The 13,424-nt window shown below is 71.2% G+C and carries 10 protein-coding genes; 5 read left to right on the forward strand and 5 right to left on the reverse strand.

What is annotated here, in order from left to right; genetic code table 11:
* Nucleotides 1–95: 95 nt before the first annotated feature.
* A complete protein-coding gene (gene ileS, locus IE247_RS27455; protein WP_190125992.1) occupies nucleotides 96–3,239 on the reverse strand; it encodes an isoleucine--tRNA ligase in 3,144 nt (1,047 codons plus the stop codon).
* A gap of 628 nt (nucleotides 3,240–3,867) precedes the next feature.
* Between ileS and IE247_RS27460 the strand changes: the two genes are divergently transcribed.
* The 4 genes from IE247_RS27460 (at nucleotide 3,868) to IE247_RS27475 (ending at nucleotide 8,224) form a co-directional block, all read left to right on the forward strand.
* On the forward strand, nucleotides 3,868–4,839 hold the full coding sequence (locus IE247_RS27460) for a TraR/DksA family transcriptional regulator (RefSeq protein ID WP_190125993.1): 972 nt from the start codon (nucleotides 3,868–3,870) through the stop codon (nucleotides 4,837–4,839).
* A gap of 59 nt (nucleotides 4,840–4,898) precedes the next feature.
* Nucleotides 4,899–5,459: a signal peptidase II gene (gene lspA, locus IE247_RS27465; protein WP_190125994.1), complete on the forward strand. Its 561-nt coding sequence runs from the start codon at nucleotides 4,899–4,901 to the stop codon at nucleotides 5,457–5,459.
* A gap of 55 nt (nucleotides 5,460–5,514) precedes the next feature.
* Complete coding sequence (locus tag IE247_RS27470; RefSeq protein ID WP_190125995.1) at nucleotides 5,515–6,456, forward strand: RluA family pseudouridine synthase; 942 nt, start codon at nucleotides 5,515–5,517, stop codon at nucleotides 6,454–6,456.
* Nucleotides 6,457–6,637: 181 nt separating this feature from the next.
* A complete protein-coding gene (locus IE247_RS27475; protein ID WP_190125996.1) occupies nucleotides 6,638–8,224 on the forward strand; it encodes a Na+/H+ antiporter in 1,587 nt (528 codons plus the stop codon).
* 27 nt (nucleotides 8,225–8,251) lie between these two features.
* Here IE247_RS27475 and IE247_RS27480 read toward each other — a convergent pair whose 3' ends face one another.
* Complete coding sequence (locus tag IE247_RS27480; protein WP_190125997.1) at nucleotides 8,252–9,352, reverse strand: mechanosensitive ion channel family protein; 1,101 nt, start codon at nucleotides 9,350–9,352, stop codon at nucleotides 8,252–8,254.
* A gap of 22 nt (nucleotides 9,353–9,374) precedes the next feature.
* On the opposite strand from IE247_RS27480, the gene IE247_RS27485 reads away from it, so the two are divergent.
* Nucleotides 9,375–9,950, forward strand: coding sequence for a dienelactone hydrolase family protein (locus IE247_RS27485; RefSeq protein WP_190125998.1), 576 nt, complete (start codon nucleotides 9,375–9,377; stop codon nucleotides 9,948–9,950).
* Between the two features lie 45 nt (nucleotides 9,951–9,995).
* Here the strand turns inward: IE247_RS27485 and IE247_RS27490 are convergent, their stop codons facing one another.
* The 3 genes from IE247_RS27490 to IE247_RS27500 form a co-directional block, all read right to left on the reverse strand.
* A complete protein-coding gene (locus IE247_RS27490; RefSeq protein ID WP_190125999.1) occupies nucleotides 9,996–10,811 on the reverse strand; it encodes a DsbA family protein in 816 nt (271 codons plus the stop codon).
* Between the two features lie 168 nt (nucleotides 10,812–10,979).
* Nucleotides 10,980–11,663: a hypothetical protein gene (locus IE247_RS27495; RefSeq protein WP_190126000.1), complete on the reverse strand. Its 684-nt coding sequence runs from the start codon at nucleotides 11,661–11,663 to the stop codon at nucleotides 10,980–10,982.
* A 242-nt stretch (nucleotides 11,664–11,905) separates the two neighbouring features.
* Nucleotides 11,906–13,264 carry a DUF2252 domain-containing protein gene (locus IE247_RS27500; RefSeq protein ID WP_190126001.1) on the reverse strand — a complete coding sequence of 453 codons (1,359 nt, stop codon included), beginning with the start codon at nucleotides 13,262–13,264 and terminating at the stop codon, nucleotides 11,906–11,908.
* Between the last annotated feature and the right edge of the window lie 160 nt (nucleotides 13,265–13,424).

Below are 13,424 nucleotides of genomic sequence, written 5' to 3' on the forward strand. Positions count from 1 at the left end.
CGGCCCCATGTCGTGTGCCGTACGGCTTCCGGTTCAGGGCAAACGCGTGGGGGCCGGGACCCTTCTCGGATCCCGGCCCCCACGCTTGTTCGGAGCTACACCTTGCGCAGATGGAAGGTGAGCGCCAGCGGCCCGTCGGTGAAGGCCTCGCCGAAGCCGTCGCCCGGGGCCGATCGGGTGAAGTCCGTCGCCAGCACCTCGTCCGCGATCAGGGGCGCGTGCGCCGTGAGCGCCTCGGTGGTGGAGTCGTCGGAGGACGTCCACACCACCGAGATCCGGTCGGCCACATCGAGACCGCTGTTCTTGCGGGCCTCCTGGATCAGCCGGATCGCGTCACGGGCCAGCCCCGCCAGCCGCAGTTCCGGAGTGATCTCCAGATCCAGCGCCACTGTCGCGCCCGAGTCCGAGGCCACCGACCAGCCCTCCCGGGGAGTCTCGGTGATGATGACCTCGTCCGGGGAGAGCGTCACGCTCTCGCCGTCGACCTCGACGGAGGCCGTGCCCTCGCGCAGCGCCAGCGACAGCGCGGCGGCGTCCGCCTCCGCGACCGCCTTGGCCACGGCCTGGACGCCCTTGCCGAAACGCTTGCCCAGCGCGCGGAAGTTCGCCTTCGCCGTCGTGTCGACCAGGGAGCCGCCCACCTCGGAGAGCGAGGCGAGCGAGGAGACGTTCAGCTCCTCCGTGATCTGCGCGCGCAGCTCCGGCGGGAGCGCGTCGAAGCCCGTCGCCGCGACCAGCGCGCGGGACAGCGGCTGGCGCGTCTTCACCCCGGACTCGGCGCGGGTCGCCCGGCCCAGCTCGACCAGCCTGCGCACCAGCGTCATCTGACGGGAGAGCACCGGGTCGATCGCGTCCAGCTCCGCCGCCGGCCAGGTCGACAGATGCACCGACTCCGGCGCGTCCGGGGTGACCGGGACCACCAGGTCCTGCCAGACCCGCTCGGTGATGAAGGGCGTCAGCGGGGCCATCAGCCGGGTGACTGTCTCGATGACGTCGTGCAGCGTGCGCAGCGCGGCCGGGTCGCCCTGCCAGAAGCGGCGGCGCGACCGGCGCACGTACCAGTTCGACAGATCGTCCACGAAGGAGGAGAGCAGCTTTCCGGCCCGCTGGGTGTCGAAGCTCTCCATCGCCTGGGTGACCTGGTCCACCAGCGCGTTCAGCTCGCTCAGCAGCCAGCGGTCCAGCACCGTCCGCCCGGCCGGGGCCGGGTCGGCGGCCGAGGGGGCCCAGCCGGAGGTGCGCGCGTACAGCGCCTGGAAGGCCACGGTGTTCCAGTACGTCAGCAGGGTCTTCCGCACGACCTCCTGGATCGTGCTGTGCCCGACCCGGCGCGCGGACCACGGCGAGCCGCCGGCCGCCATGAACCAGCGGACCGCGTCCGCGCCGTGCTGGTCCATCAGCGGGATCGGCTGAAGGATGTTCCCCAGGTGCTTGGACATCTTCCGGCCGTCCTCGGCGAGGATGTGCCCGAGGCAGACGACGTTCTCGTACGAGGACTTGTCGAAGACCAGGGTGCCGACCGCCATCAGGGTGTAGAACCACCCGCGGGTCTGGTCGATGGCCTCCGAGATGAACTGCGCCGGGTAGCGCTTCTCGAAGACGTCCTTGTTCTGGTACGGGTATCCCCACTGCGCGAACGGCATCGCGCCGGCGTCGTACCAGGCGTCGATCACCTCGGGGACGCGGGTCGCGGTGCCGGAGCACTGCGGGCAGTCGAAGGTCACCTCGTCGATGAACGGCCGGTGCGGGTCGAGCGAGGACTGGTCGGAGCCGGTCAGCTCGGTCAGCTCGGCGCGCGAGCCCACACAGGTGAGGTGGTTCTCCTCACAGCGCCAGATCGGCAGCGGGGTGCCCCAGTACCGGTTGCGGGAGAGCGCCCAGTCGATGTTGTTGTTCAGCCAGTCGCCGAAGCGGCCGTGCTTGACCGTGTCGGGGAACCAGTTGGTGTTCTCGTTCTCCTCGATCAGCCGGTCCTTGACCGCGGTGGTGCGGATGTACCAGGACGGCTGCGCGTAGTAGAGCAGCGCGGTGTGACAGCGCCAGCAGTGCGGGTAGCTGTGCTCGTACGGGATGTGGCGGAAGAGCCGGCCGCGCTCCTGGAGGTCGGCGGTCAGCCGCTCGTCGGCCTTCTTGAAGAAGACCCCGCCGACCAGCGGCACATCCTCCTCGAAGGTGCCGTCAGGGCGGACCGGGTTCACGACCGGCAGGCCGTAGGCGCGGCAGACCTTGAGGTCGTCCTCGCCGAAGGCGGGGGACTGGTGGACCAGACCGGTGCCGTCGGAGGTGGTGACGTACTCGGCGTTGACGACGTAGTGCGCCTTTGCCGGGAACTCGACCAGGTCGAAGGGGCGCTCGTACGTCCAGCGCTCCATCTCGGCGCCGGTGAAGGACTGGCCCGTGGTCTCCCAGCCCTCGCCGAGCGCCTTCTCCACCAGCGGTTCGGCGACGACGAGCTTCTCCGTGCCGTCCGTGGCCACCACATAGGCGACCTCGGGGTGCGCGGCGACGGCGGTGTTCGACACCAGCGTCCACGGGGTGGTCGTCCACACCAGCAGCGCGGCCTCGCCGGCCAGCGGTCCCGAGGTCAGCGGGAAGCGGACGAAGACCGAGGGGTCCACGACCGTCTCGTACCCCTGCGCCAGCTCGTGGTCGGAGAGACCGGTGCCGCAGCGGGGGCACCAGGGGGCGACCCGGTGGTCCTGGACGAGCATGCCCTTGCCGAAGATCTCCTTCAGCGACCACCACACCGAGTCGATGTACTCGGGCTTCATGGTCCAGTAGGCGTCGTCCATGTCGACCCAGTAGCCCATGCGGTCGGTCAGCTCGGCGAAGGCGTCCGTGTGACGGCTCACCGACTCCCGGCACTTGGCGTTGAACTCGGCGATGCCGTACGCCTCGATGTCCTTCTTGCCGGAGAAGCCCAGCTCCTTCTCGACGGCCAGCTCGACCGGCAGCCCGTGACAGTCCCAGCCGGCCTTGCGGGCGACGTGGTAGCCGTTCATGGTGCGGAACCGGGGGAAGACGTCCTTGAAGACGCGGGCCTCGATGTGATGGGCGCCGGGCATGCCGTTGGCGGTCGGCGGGCCCTCGTAGAAGACCCACTCGGGGCGGCCCTCGGACTGGGCGAGGCTCTTGGCGAAGACCTTGCTCTCGCGCCAGAAGTCGAGCACGGCGTGCTCCAGCGCGGGCAGGTCCACCTGGGCGGGCACCTGGCGGTACTGATACTGCGGGGGTGTCATCGAGGCTCCTCCGGCGGACTGCGATCTCTTCCGTCGGAGGGACGAGAGCCGGATCTGCTCCCGCGGTACCACCCTCCTTGGCGGCGCGCGAGGCGCACCGCCCCCTCATTGGGGTCGCGACGCCGGCTCTACTCACCTCGCGGTTTTCTTCCGGCGGCTCCGGGGTGATTCTTCACATCGCGCTCGCCCCCGGGCTCGCACCGTCCCCGGGTCGCTCATGGCTGCGTACGACGCTACTCGTCCCCATCCAAGCCTTTCGCTCCGCCCAGTGTAAGGGGCGCGGCGGCGGACGTCCGACCGGATATTTCCGGTCGGCGGACGGACGCCTTCGGGAACTCTTCCCGGCGGCTGCCGGGGGCCCGGCGGGCCGGGGCGCGGGGGCGGGCGCCGTACGCCGTACGGGGAGGGGCGGGCGCCCCGAACGGCCGGACGCGCGCCGGTGGAGTCCCCGGGCGGGTCGAGCGCCGGATTACCGGGCGGGGAGCTGGGAACAAGGCTTGCGAGTCCGATTCGCCGGGCCTGCGGCGGGCGGCGGCAGGGCGTGCTCCGTTTGCCGCGGCTCCGGGGCCGATTTATCGTCCCAGCACGATTCGCGTGCAAGATCACAATATGTGAAGGGGCCGCGGCCATGGTGGCGAAGAAGACCGCCGAGAGCGATCCGGCGTCCACGAGATCCACCGCGGCCTCTGCTCCGGCCGGGGAGGGGGAGGCGGCTGCCGCCGAGGAGACCGGGGAGACCGGGGCGGAGGGGGCGGCGGCGCGGGAGGAGGCGGATGCCCCGCCGCCCGTCGCGCACGCCGAACGGCCACCGGCGGCGAAGAAGGTTCCCGCGAAGAAGGCCGCGGCCAGGAAGACAGCCGTGAAGAAGGCCGTGAAGAAGGCCGTGAAGAAGGCCGTGAAGAAGGCCGCCCCCGCCAAGAAGGCGCCGGCCAAGAAGGCCGCCGCGAAGAAGGCGGCGGCGCGGGAGGACGCGGATGCCCCGCCGCCCGTCGCGCACGCCGAACCGCCGCCGGCGGCGAAGAAGGCCGCGGCCAAGAGGGCGGCGGCCAGGAAGACAGCGAAGAAGGCCGCACCGGCGGCCGCTGAGGCGGCCGGGTCGGCCCGGCAGACAGGAGCCAGTACGGTGCGAGCCAAGAAGACCTCGATCGCCGGAGGCGGCCCCGCCGGGGTGCCCCCGGCCCGCGCGGCCGCCGCGAGCGCCCCCGGCGACCTGGCGATCCGCCCCGGCGAGGACCCATGGACCCCGGAGGAGGTCGCCGAGGCCCGTGCCGAGCTGGAGAGCGAGGTCCTGCGGCTCAACGCCGAGCTGACCACCTCCGAGGCGGCCCTCGCCAATCTGATGCGCGACACCGGCGGCGGCTCGACCGGCGACGACGCCGACACCGGCACCAAGAACATCACGCGGGAGCACGAGCTGTCGCTGGCGGCCAACGCCCGGGAGCTGCTGGAGCAGACCGAGCGCGCGCTGCTGCGCCTCGACGCCGGCACCTACGGCGTCTGCGAGAACTGTGGCAAACCCATCGGCAAGGCCCGTATGCAGGCATTCCCCCGCGCCACACTCTGTGTGGAGTGCAAGCAGAAGCAGGAACGCCGGGGCTGACTCCGTACGTGTGTGCCGTACCCTCGTGGTCAGTCAGGCACCTAGGTTGAGGGACTCACGTGACAGAGGCGGAGCGCGCCATCGGTACGCCGGATGTTGACGACGAGGCTGCGGCTCCCGCCGAGCAGCCCAAGGGACGGCGCAGAGTCGCCGTCCTGGTGTCGATCGCGATCGTGGCGTACCTGATCGACCTCGGCACCAAGATGCTGGTGGTGGCCAAGCTGGAGCACCATGCCCCCATCGAGGTCATCGGCGACTGGCTGAGGTTCGAGGCGGTACGGAACGCGGGCGCCGCCTTCGGCATCGGCGAGGCGTTCACGGTGATCTTCACCGCCATCGCCGCCTCGGTGATCGTGGTGATCATCCGGCTGGCGCGCAAGCTCTACAGCCTGCCCTGGGCCATCGCGCTCGGTCTGCTGCTCGGCGGGGCGCTCGGCAACCTCACCGACCGGATTTTCCGCGCGCCCGGGGTCTTCGAGGGCGCGGTCGTCGATTTCATCGCCCCCGCGCACTTCGCCGTCTTCAATCTCGCGGACACCGCCATCGTCTGCGGCGGCATTCTCATCGTGATCCTCTCCTTCAAGGGCCTCGACCCGGACGGCACCGTCCACAAGGACTGAGAAGGACGGAGAAGGGTTGAGCCGGGCGGGTGCCGGGACAAGGCATACTCGACGGGTGAGTACCCTTCCCGAGATCCGCACCCTGCCCGTACCCGATGGCCTTGAGGGCGAGCGTGTCGACGCCGTCATCTCCCGTATTTTCGGGTTCTCCCGCACCAAGGCGGCCGAGCTGGCCGCCGCCGGGAAAGTGCTGGTCGACGGCGCTGCCGTCGGGAAGTCCGAGCGAGTGCACGGCGGCGCGTGGCTGGAGGTCGAGATGCCTCAGGCCCCCGCGCCCGTCCAGCTCGTGGCCGAGCCGGTCGAGGGCATGGAGATCGTCCACGACGACGACGACATCGTCGTGATCATGAAGCCGGTGGGCGTCGCCGCCCACCCCAGCCCCGGCTGGACCGGGACCACGGTGATCGGCGGTCTCGCCGCCGCGGGGTACCGGATCTCCACCTCCGGCGCCGCCGAGCGCCAGGGCATCGTGCACCGGCTGGACGTCGGCACCTCGGGGCTGATGGTCGTGGCCAAGTCCGAGCGCGCCTACACCCTGCTCAAGCAGCAGTTCCGGGAGCGCACCGTCGACAAGCGCTACCACGCGCTGGTGCAGGGCCACCCGGACCCGATGAGCGGGACGATCGACGCCCCCATCGGCCGCCACCCCCGCCACGACTACAAGTGGGCCGTGACCGCCGAGGGCAAGCCCTCGGTGACGCACTACGACCTCCAGGAGGCGTTCCGCGCCGCCTCCCTGCTCGACATCAAGCTGGAGACCGGGCGCACCCACCAGATCCGGGTCCACATGTCCGCCCATCACCACCCCTGTGTGGGCGACCTCACCTATGGCGCGGACCCGACGCTGGCGAAGCGGCTGGGCCTGACCCGGCAGTGGCTGCACGCGGTGCGCCTCGGCTTCGAGCACCCGGCCGACGGCCAGTGGGTGGAGTTCGAGAGCGGCTACCCCGAGGACCTCCGCAGGGCGCTGGAGATCATCGCGGCGGAGAGCGCCTGACACCGGGCGTCTCCCGTACGGCGGGGAGCTCCCCCGAGGGCGGCATCGGCCACCGGGGGAAGCGCCGGGCGCTCTGAAGCTGCCCCACCGGGTGGCAAAGCCGCATTTCGGGTGAATCGAATGCATCACATGGCAGTCTGATGTCCTGATTGTGGTGATTCATTCCCCGGAGGGCGTCCCCGTGGACCAAGTCGCACTGCTGCTGGCGCTGCTGCTCGGAGCCGTGGTGACCGTGCCGCTGGGGGAGCGGCTCGACCTTCCCGCGCCGGTGCTGATGACCCTCGCCGGGGCCGGGGTGGCCTTTCTGCCCTTCGTGCCGACCGTCGAGGTCCCGCCCGAATTCATCCTGCCGCTGGTGCTGCCGCCCCTGCTGTACGCGGCGGTCCAGCGGACCTCCTGGCGGCAGTTCACCGCCAATGTACGGCCCATCCTGCTGCTCGCCGTCGCCCTGGTCTTCGTCACCACGGCCGCCGTCGCCGCCGTCCTCCAGGCCCTGGTGCCCGGTCTGCCGCTCGCCGCCGCCGTCGCGCTCGGCGCGCTGGTCGCACCCCCCGACCCGGTCGCCGCCACCGCCGTCGCCGGCCGGCTGGGGCTGCCCCGCCGGCTGGTCTCCATCCTGGAGGGCGAGGGGCTCTTCAACGACGTCACCGCGATCGTGCTCTACCACGTGGCGATCGCCGCCGTGGTCAGCGGCACCTTCTCCTGGCCCGCCGCCGGGGCGCAGCTCGTGCTCTCCGCCGTGGTCGCCGTCGCCGTCGGACTCGCCCTCGGCTGGCTCTCCAACAAGCTGATGGGCCGACTCGGCGACGCCACCCTCCAGGTCGGGCTCTCGCTGATGGTGCCCTTCGTCAGCTATGTGCTCGCCGAGGAGCTGCACGGCTCCGGGGTGCTCGCCGTCCTCACCACCGCCCTCTTCCTCGCGGAGCACGCGGCCGACGCCGACGACGTCCTGGGACGGCTGGCCGGGAGAACCTTCTGGGAGATCATCGACACCCTGGTCACCGGCGTCGCCTTCGGGCTGATCGGCCTCGAACTCCACACGGTCTTCGGCACCGTCGACGGCCGGCTGTCCGAGCTGCTCGGCTGGGGCGCGATCGTCACCGCCACCGTCGTCGGCGTACGGCTGCTGTGGCTGCTCCCCGCCACCTGGCTCGCCAAACGGCTGCACCACCGACGCGACTACGACGAGGACATCCCCGTCAGCTGGCGCGAGACCGTGGTGATGTGGTGGTCCGGCATGCGCGGCGTCGCCTCGGTCGCGCTCGCGCTCGCCATCCCGCTGACGATCGACGGCGGCGGGCCCTTCCCGGCCCGCTCGGAGATCGTCTTCATCGCCTTCGTGGTGATCCTCGCCACCCTGGTGATCCAGGGCCTCACCCTGCCCTGGCTGGTGCGCAGGCTGGGGGTCCGCGCCGACGCCGGGGCCGAACGCGAGCTGGAGCACACCCTGGCCGTACGGGCCGCCCGCGCCGCCCGGCACCGGCTGCGGGAGATCGAGGAGGTCGAGGAGCTGCCCGAGGACGTCAGCGAACGGCTGCTGCGCGGTGCGTACGAGGTGGGGGCGAGGATCAGCCCGGACATCGTCGACGAGGATCGCCGGGACTGGTACGCCAAACGGGTCGAGCGGGCCAGGACGGTCCGCCGGATCCAGCGGGAGATGCTGTCGGCCGCCCGCCACGAGGTGCTGGCGGCCCGCAGCGAACCGGGGGCCGACCCCGAGGTGGTGGACCGGGTGCTGCGGCGGCTGGACGTCCACAGCCTCCGCTGAGACCGCCCCCGGCTTCCTCCCCGCCCGTCAGCCCCGCCCGGTGCGCGGCTCCTCCGCCGCCGGAAGGCCCTCCTTCGCCCGCCGCCCGGCGGGCTCCACCGCCGGTCCCGTCGCCACCTTCGGCAGCGCGTACGGATGGTGCTCGTGCAGCCAGGCCACCAGCTGCTCGCGCACCGCGCACCGCACGGTCCAGATGTCGTCGGCGTCCTTGGCGGTCACCACGGCCCGCACCTGGATCGTGGTCGGCGTGGTGTCCGTCACGGCGAGCGACCAGTCACGGCCGTCCCACGCGGGACACTCCTCGACGATCCGGTGGAGCCTCTCCCGCATCAGCGGCACCGGGGCGGAGTGGTCCAGATGGAAGAAGACCGTCCCCGTCATCTGCACCCCGCCGCGCGACCAGTTCTCGAACGGCTTGCTGGTGAAGTACGACACCGGCATGGTGATCCGCCGCTCGTCCCAGGTCCGCACGGCGAGAAAGGTGAGGGTGATCTCCTCGACCGTGCCCCACTCCCCGTCGACCACCACGGTGTCCCCGATCCGCACCATGTCGCCGAAGGCGATCTGGAGCCCGGCGAAGAGATTCCCCAGCGTCGACTGCGCCGCGATGCCCGCGACGATGCCCAGCACACCGGCCGACGCCAGCATCGATGTGCCGACGGTCCGCATCGCGGGGAAGGTCAGCAGCATCGCGGAGACCGCCACCACCCCCACCACCGCGATGACCACCCGCTGGATCAGGGTGACCTGGGTACGGACCCGGCGCAGCCGGGCGGGATCGCGGGTGGCGGCGGCGTACCGGCTGTAGACCGACTCCACCACGGCGGTGGCGATCCTGACGACCAGCCAGGCGGAGGCCCCGATCAGCACCAGGGTCAGCAGCTGTCCGATGCCGCCGCGGTACGGGACGAGAGCGGCGATCTCCGCCCGCTGGTAGCTCCCTCTGAGCAGCGCCGTGAGCAGCACCACCCGCAGCGGGACGCGGCAGCGGCGCAGCAGACCCCACAGCGGGGTCTCCGGGTGCCGGGCGTCGGCCCGGCGGAGCAGCAGGTCGACCAGCCATCCCACGAACAGCGTGAGGACGACCGAACCGCCGATGACGATCACAGGGCGCAGTACGTTCTCCATGTTTCGAACGTAACCTGACCGCATGCACATCATGCTTTTTCATTCCACATACGGTCTCCGTCCCGCTGTGCGCTCGGCCGCCGAGCGGCTGCGGGCGGCGGGGCACCAGGTGTGGACGCCCGACCTCTTCGAGGGCCGCACCTTCGACACCGTCGAGGACGGTATGGCCTTCAAGGACGGGCTGGGCAAGGACGAACTGCTGAAGCGGGCGGTCCTCGCCGCCGCGCCCTACTCCGACCGGGGCGTGGTCTACGCGGGGTTCTCACTGGGGGCCTCGATCGCGCAGACCCTGGCGCTCGGCGACGAGAAGGCCCGGGGGCTGCTGCTGATGCACGGCACCTCGGACATCGCCGAGAGCGCGTCGGTGGACGAGCTTCCCGTACAGCTGCACATCGCCGACCCCGACCCCTTCGAGCCGCACGACTGGCTGACCGCCTGGTACCTGGGCATGGGCCGGGCGGGGGCCGACGCGGAGGTCTACCGCTACCCGGGCGCGGGGCATCTCTTCACCGACCCGGAGCTGCCCGACTACGACGAGGAGGCCGCGGAGACGGCCTGGCGGGTGTCGCTCGGCTTCCTGGAGACGCTGGATTCCTGAGGCGTGAGCGGGGGGACCCGGCCGGGTCCCCCCGCCCATGTGGCGTCAGGCCTTGAGGGCCTTGTCGACGGCGGTCCGGAAGGACTCCGCGGTCATCGGGGTCTGGTCGGTGCCCGCGCCGTTGATCTTCTTGCCGTCCATCATCAGTGTCGGGGTGCCCTGGACGCCGCTGTCGTCGAACGCCTTCGACATCTTCATCGCCCAGGCGTCGAACTTCCCGCTCTTGACGTCCTTCTCGAAGGCGGCGTTGTCCTTCAGCGCCGGGACCGAGTCGGCGGCCTTCAGCAGATAGGAGTCCTCGGCGAACACGTCCTTGCTCTCGGCGGGGAAGAACTCCTTCGAGTACAGCGCCGCCTTGTACTCCATGAACGCCTCGGGTCCGACATTGAGCGCCGCGCCCAGCGCGCTGAGCGCGTTCTTGGAGCCCTCGCCGTCGTCCCCGTTGTCGAGGAAGGTCGCGCCGACGTACTTCATCTTGTACTTGCCGGCGGCGACGTCCTTCTTCAGCTCCTCGCCGACGGCCTGCTCGAAGTTGGCACAGGAGGGGCAGCGGGAGTCCTCGTACACCCCGAGCGTCTTCTTGGCGCTCGCCTTGCCGATGACGACCTCGGTGCCGTCCTTGCCGCTGGTGTTCTTCGGCGCGGTGACGTTCTTGGCGTCCTTCGCCGCGTCCCAGGCGGTGGGCTCGTTCGCCTGCATCACGGCGTAGCCGATGCCGCCCGCGAGGGCGAGGACCGCGACCGTGGTGCCGGCCACGATCAGCTGCCGGCGCGCCCGCTCCTTCTTGGCCACCCGCTCGCGCTCCTCGCGCAGCCGCTCACGGGCTGCCGCCTTGTTGGCCTTGCTGTTGCGTGCACTCATGGTGATTCACTCCGGAAAGACGACGTATCAGGGGATACGGAAGAAAGAATGGGGGACCGCGCGAACCGCCTGGCCCGCGAGAGGGTGCCGAAGGGCGGCACGGGACCGGGCAGGGATACGCGAAGGGGGCACGGCTCCGGTCGGGGAGCCGTGGCGGACCGGCTCGGCTCAGCCGAGGGCCGCGGCCGGGCGCGGGGGAGGGCCCCGCCGCCCGACGGAGTGCACCAGCGCGCGGGTGCGGGAGACGGCGGGCCGGGTCAGGGCCCGCACCCGGCGGCGCACCGCGGGATGCGCCGCCGCCGCCACGGCGACCGCGATCAGCAGCGGCCGGAAGGCGAGCGCGCCCACCGTCCGCAGCAGCGCCCCGAGCGCGGCCTCGCCGTGCCACAGCCAGGCCGAGGCGAGCAGCCCGACACCGACATGGGCCGCCAGCAGCAGCCAGGGCAGCGCCGGATCGTGGGGAGCCGCCAGGGCCGCCGCGCCGGGCTGCGCCGCGCTCACCCCCGGCAGTCCGCCGCCGACGCCGCCGCAGAGAACGTCGAAGCCCAGCGCCCGCAGCGAGCCGGCGACCGGTCCGCCGCCGGGGCCGTAACAGAGATCCTGACCGCTGGTGAAGATCGTGTCGGCGGCCAGCTCCAGCGGCACGAGCAGGCTCGCGATCCGCCAGAACCCGCGCTCACGGCCCGACAGCGCGTACACCAGGGCGAAGACACCCGCCGACAGACCGGCGACCGTGGTCCACGGCAGCGGGACGCCCGAGAGCAGCACATGCGAGGCCGCGGACAGCGTCACGACCAGTGCCGTGAAGATCGCCGCCCGCACCACCCTGAGCTGTGCTCCCGATACGTCCATCGCCATCCGAGTGTGTCATGCCTCCGTGAGAGGGGGCTTAAGGTCGTGTCTTCGAAGTCCCGTCTGCCTGTCGTGCCCTGGCACGCACGCTCGCGGCGTTGTCGTCGGTCGCCGACGCTCCGCGTCGACTCCCTCCTCCGCCTTGCGATCGCACGCGCCAGACCCCGCCAGACCCTCCCTACGGGAGGATGACGCTACTTCGAAGACACTCCCCAGACATCCTTCCGCTTTGTGGGGGCCGCTCACAGCCCCGGTATCCGGCCGTTGCGGAAGAGGTCGACGAAGATCTGGTGATCGGCCCGGGCCCGCGCTCCGTAGCCGTGGGCGAAGTCCACCAGCAGCGCGGCGAAGCCCTCCTCGTCGGCGGCGATCGCCGCGTCGATGGCGCGCTCGGTGGAGAACGGCACCAGAGAGTGGCCGCTGCCGTCGTCCGCCGCGCCGTGCATGGTGGCCGTGGCCCGGCCGAGGTCCGCGACGACGGCGGCGATCTCGGCGGGGTCGTCGATGTCCGACCAGTCCAGGTCGACCGCGTACGGGGAGACCTCGGCGACCAGCTGGCCCGCGCCGTCCAGCTCGGTCCAGCCCAGCCAGGGGTCGGCGTGGTCCTGGAGGGCCCGCTGGGAGATCACGGTGCGGTGGCCCTCGTGCCGGAAGTATCCGCGCACGGCGGGATCGTCGATGTGCCGGGAGACCGCCGGGGTCTGCGCCTGCTTGAGATAGATCACGACGTCGTTCTCCAGGGCGTCGCTGTTGCCCTCCAGCAGGATGTTGTACGAGGGCAGACCGGCGGAGCCGATGCCCACGCCGCGTCTGCCGACGACGTCCTTCACCCGGTAGGAGTCGGGCCGGGCGAGGCTGGACTCGGGGAGGGTCTCCAGATAGCCGTCGAAGGCCGCGAGCACCTTGTACCGGGTGGCGGCGTCCAGCTCGATCGCGCTGCCGCCGGCGGCGAAGCGCCGCTCGAAGTCCCGGATCTCGGTCATCGAGTCCAGCAGCGAGAACCGGGTGCGCGCGCGGGCGTGCCGCAGGGCGGCCAGCAGGGGGCCCTCCGCGGTGTCCAGGGTGAAGGACGGCACATCGTCGTCCTTCGCGCCGCTCGCCAGGGCGTGGATCCGCTCGCGGTAGGCGGCGGCGTAGGTCCGCACCAGCTCGGTGATCTGGTCGTCGCTGAAGGCCTTGGTGTAGCCGATCAGCGCCAGCGAGGCGGCCAGCCGCTTCAGGTCCCAGGTGAAAGGCCCGACATAGGCCTCGTCGAAATCGTTGACGTTGAAGATCAGCCGGCCGTTGGAGTCCATGTAGGTGCCGAAATTCTCCGCGTGGAGATCACCGTGGATCCAGACCCGGCTGGTGCGCTCGTCCAGATAGGGGCCCTGGTGGATCCCCTCGTCGCCGCGGGCGGTGTGCTCCCGCTCCAGATCGCTGTAGAACAGCCCTGCGGTGCCCCGGTAGAAGGCGAACGCCGAGGCGGCCATCTTCCGGAATTTGATCCGGAAGGCGGCCGGGTCGGCGGCCAGGAGCTCGCCGAAGGCGGTCCCGATCACGGTGAGAATCTGCTCACCGCGCTCTTCGGCCGTGACCTCGGCGGGGTGCGGTACCGACATCGCTGTGTGCCTCCTGGGGCAGTACGAGAGGATCCCGGGCCGGGCCCGGGAGACAAGGCGTTCCACCCCTCTCCAACGCTCGGCGGCGGCCGGGAGTGCCCCCTCTTCGGGCATCTGTGCGGACGGTCTCGCGGACCTTCGCGGAGCGCCGCGGTTGTCG

The organism is Streptomyces inusitatus, from assembly GCF_014651115.1.
Taxonomy (GTDB): Bacteria; Actinomycetota; Actinomycetes; order Streptomycetales; family Streptomycetaceae; genus Streptomyces; species Streptomyces amakusaensis.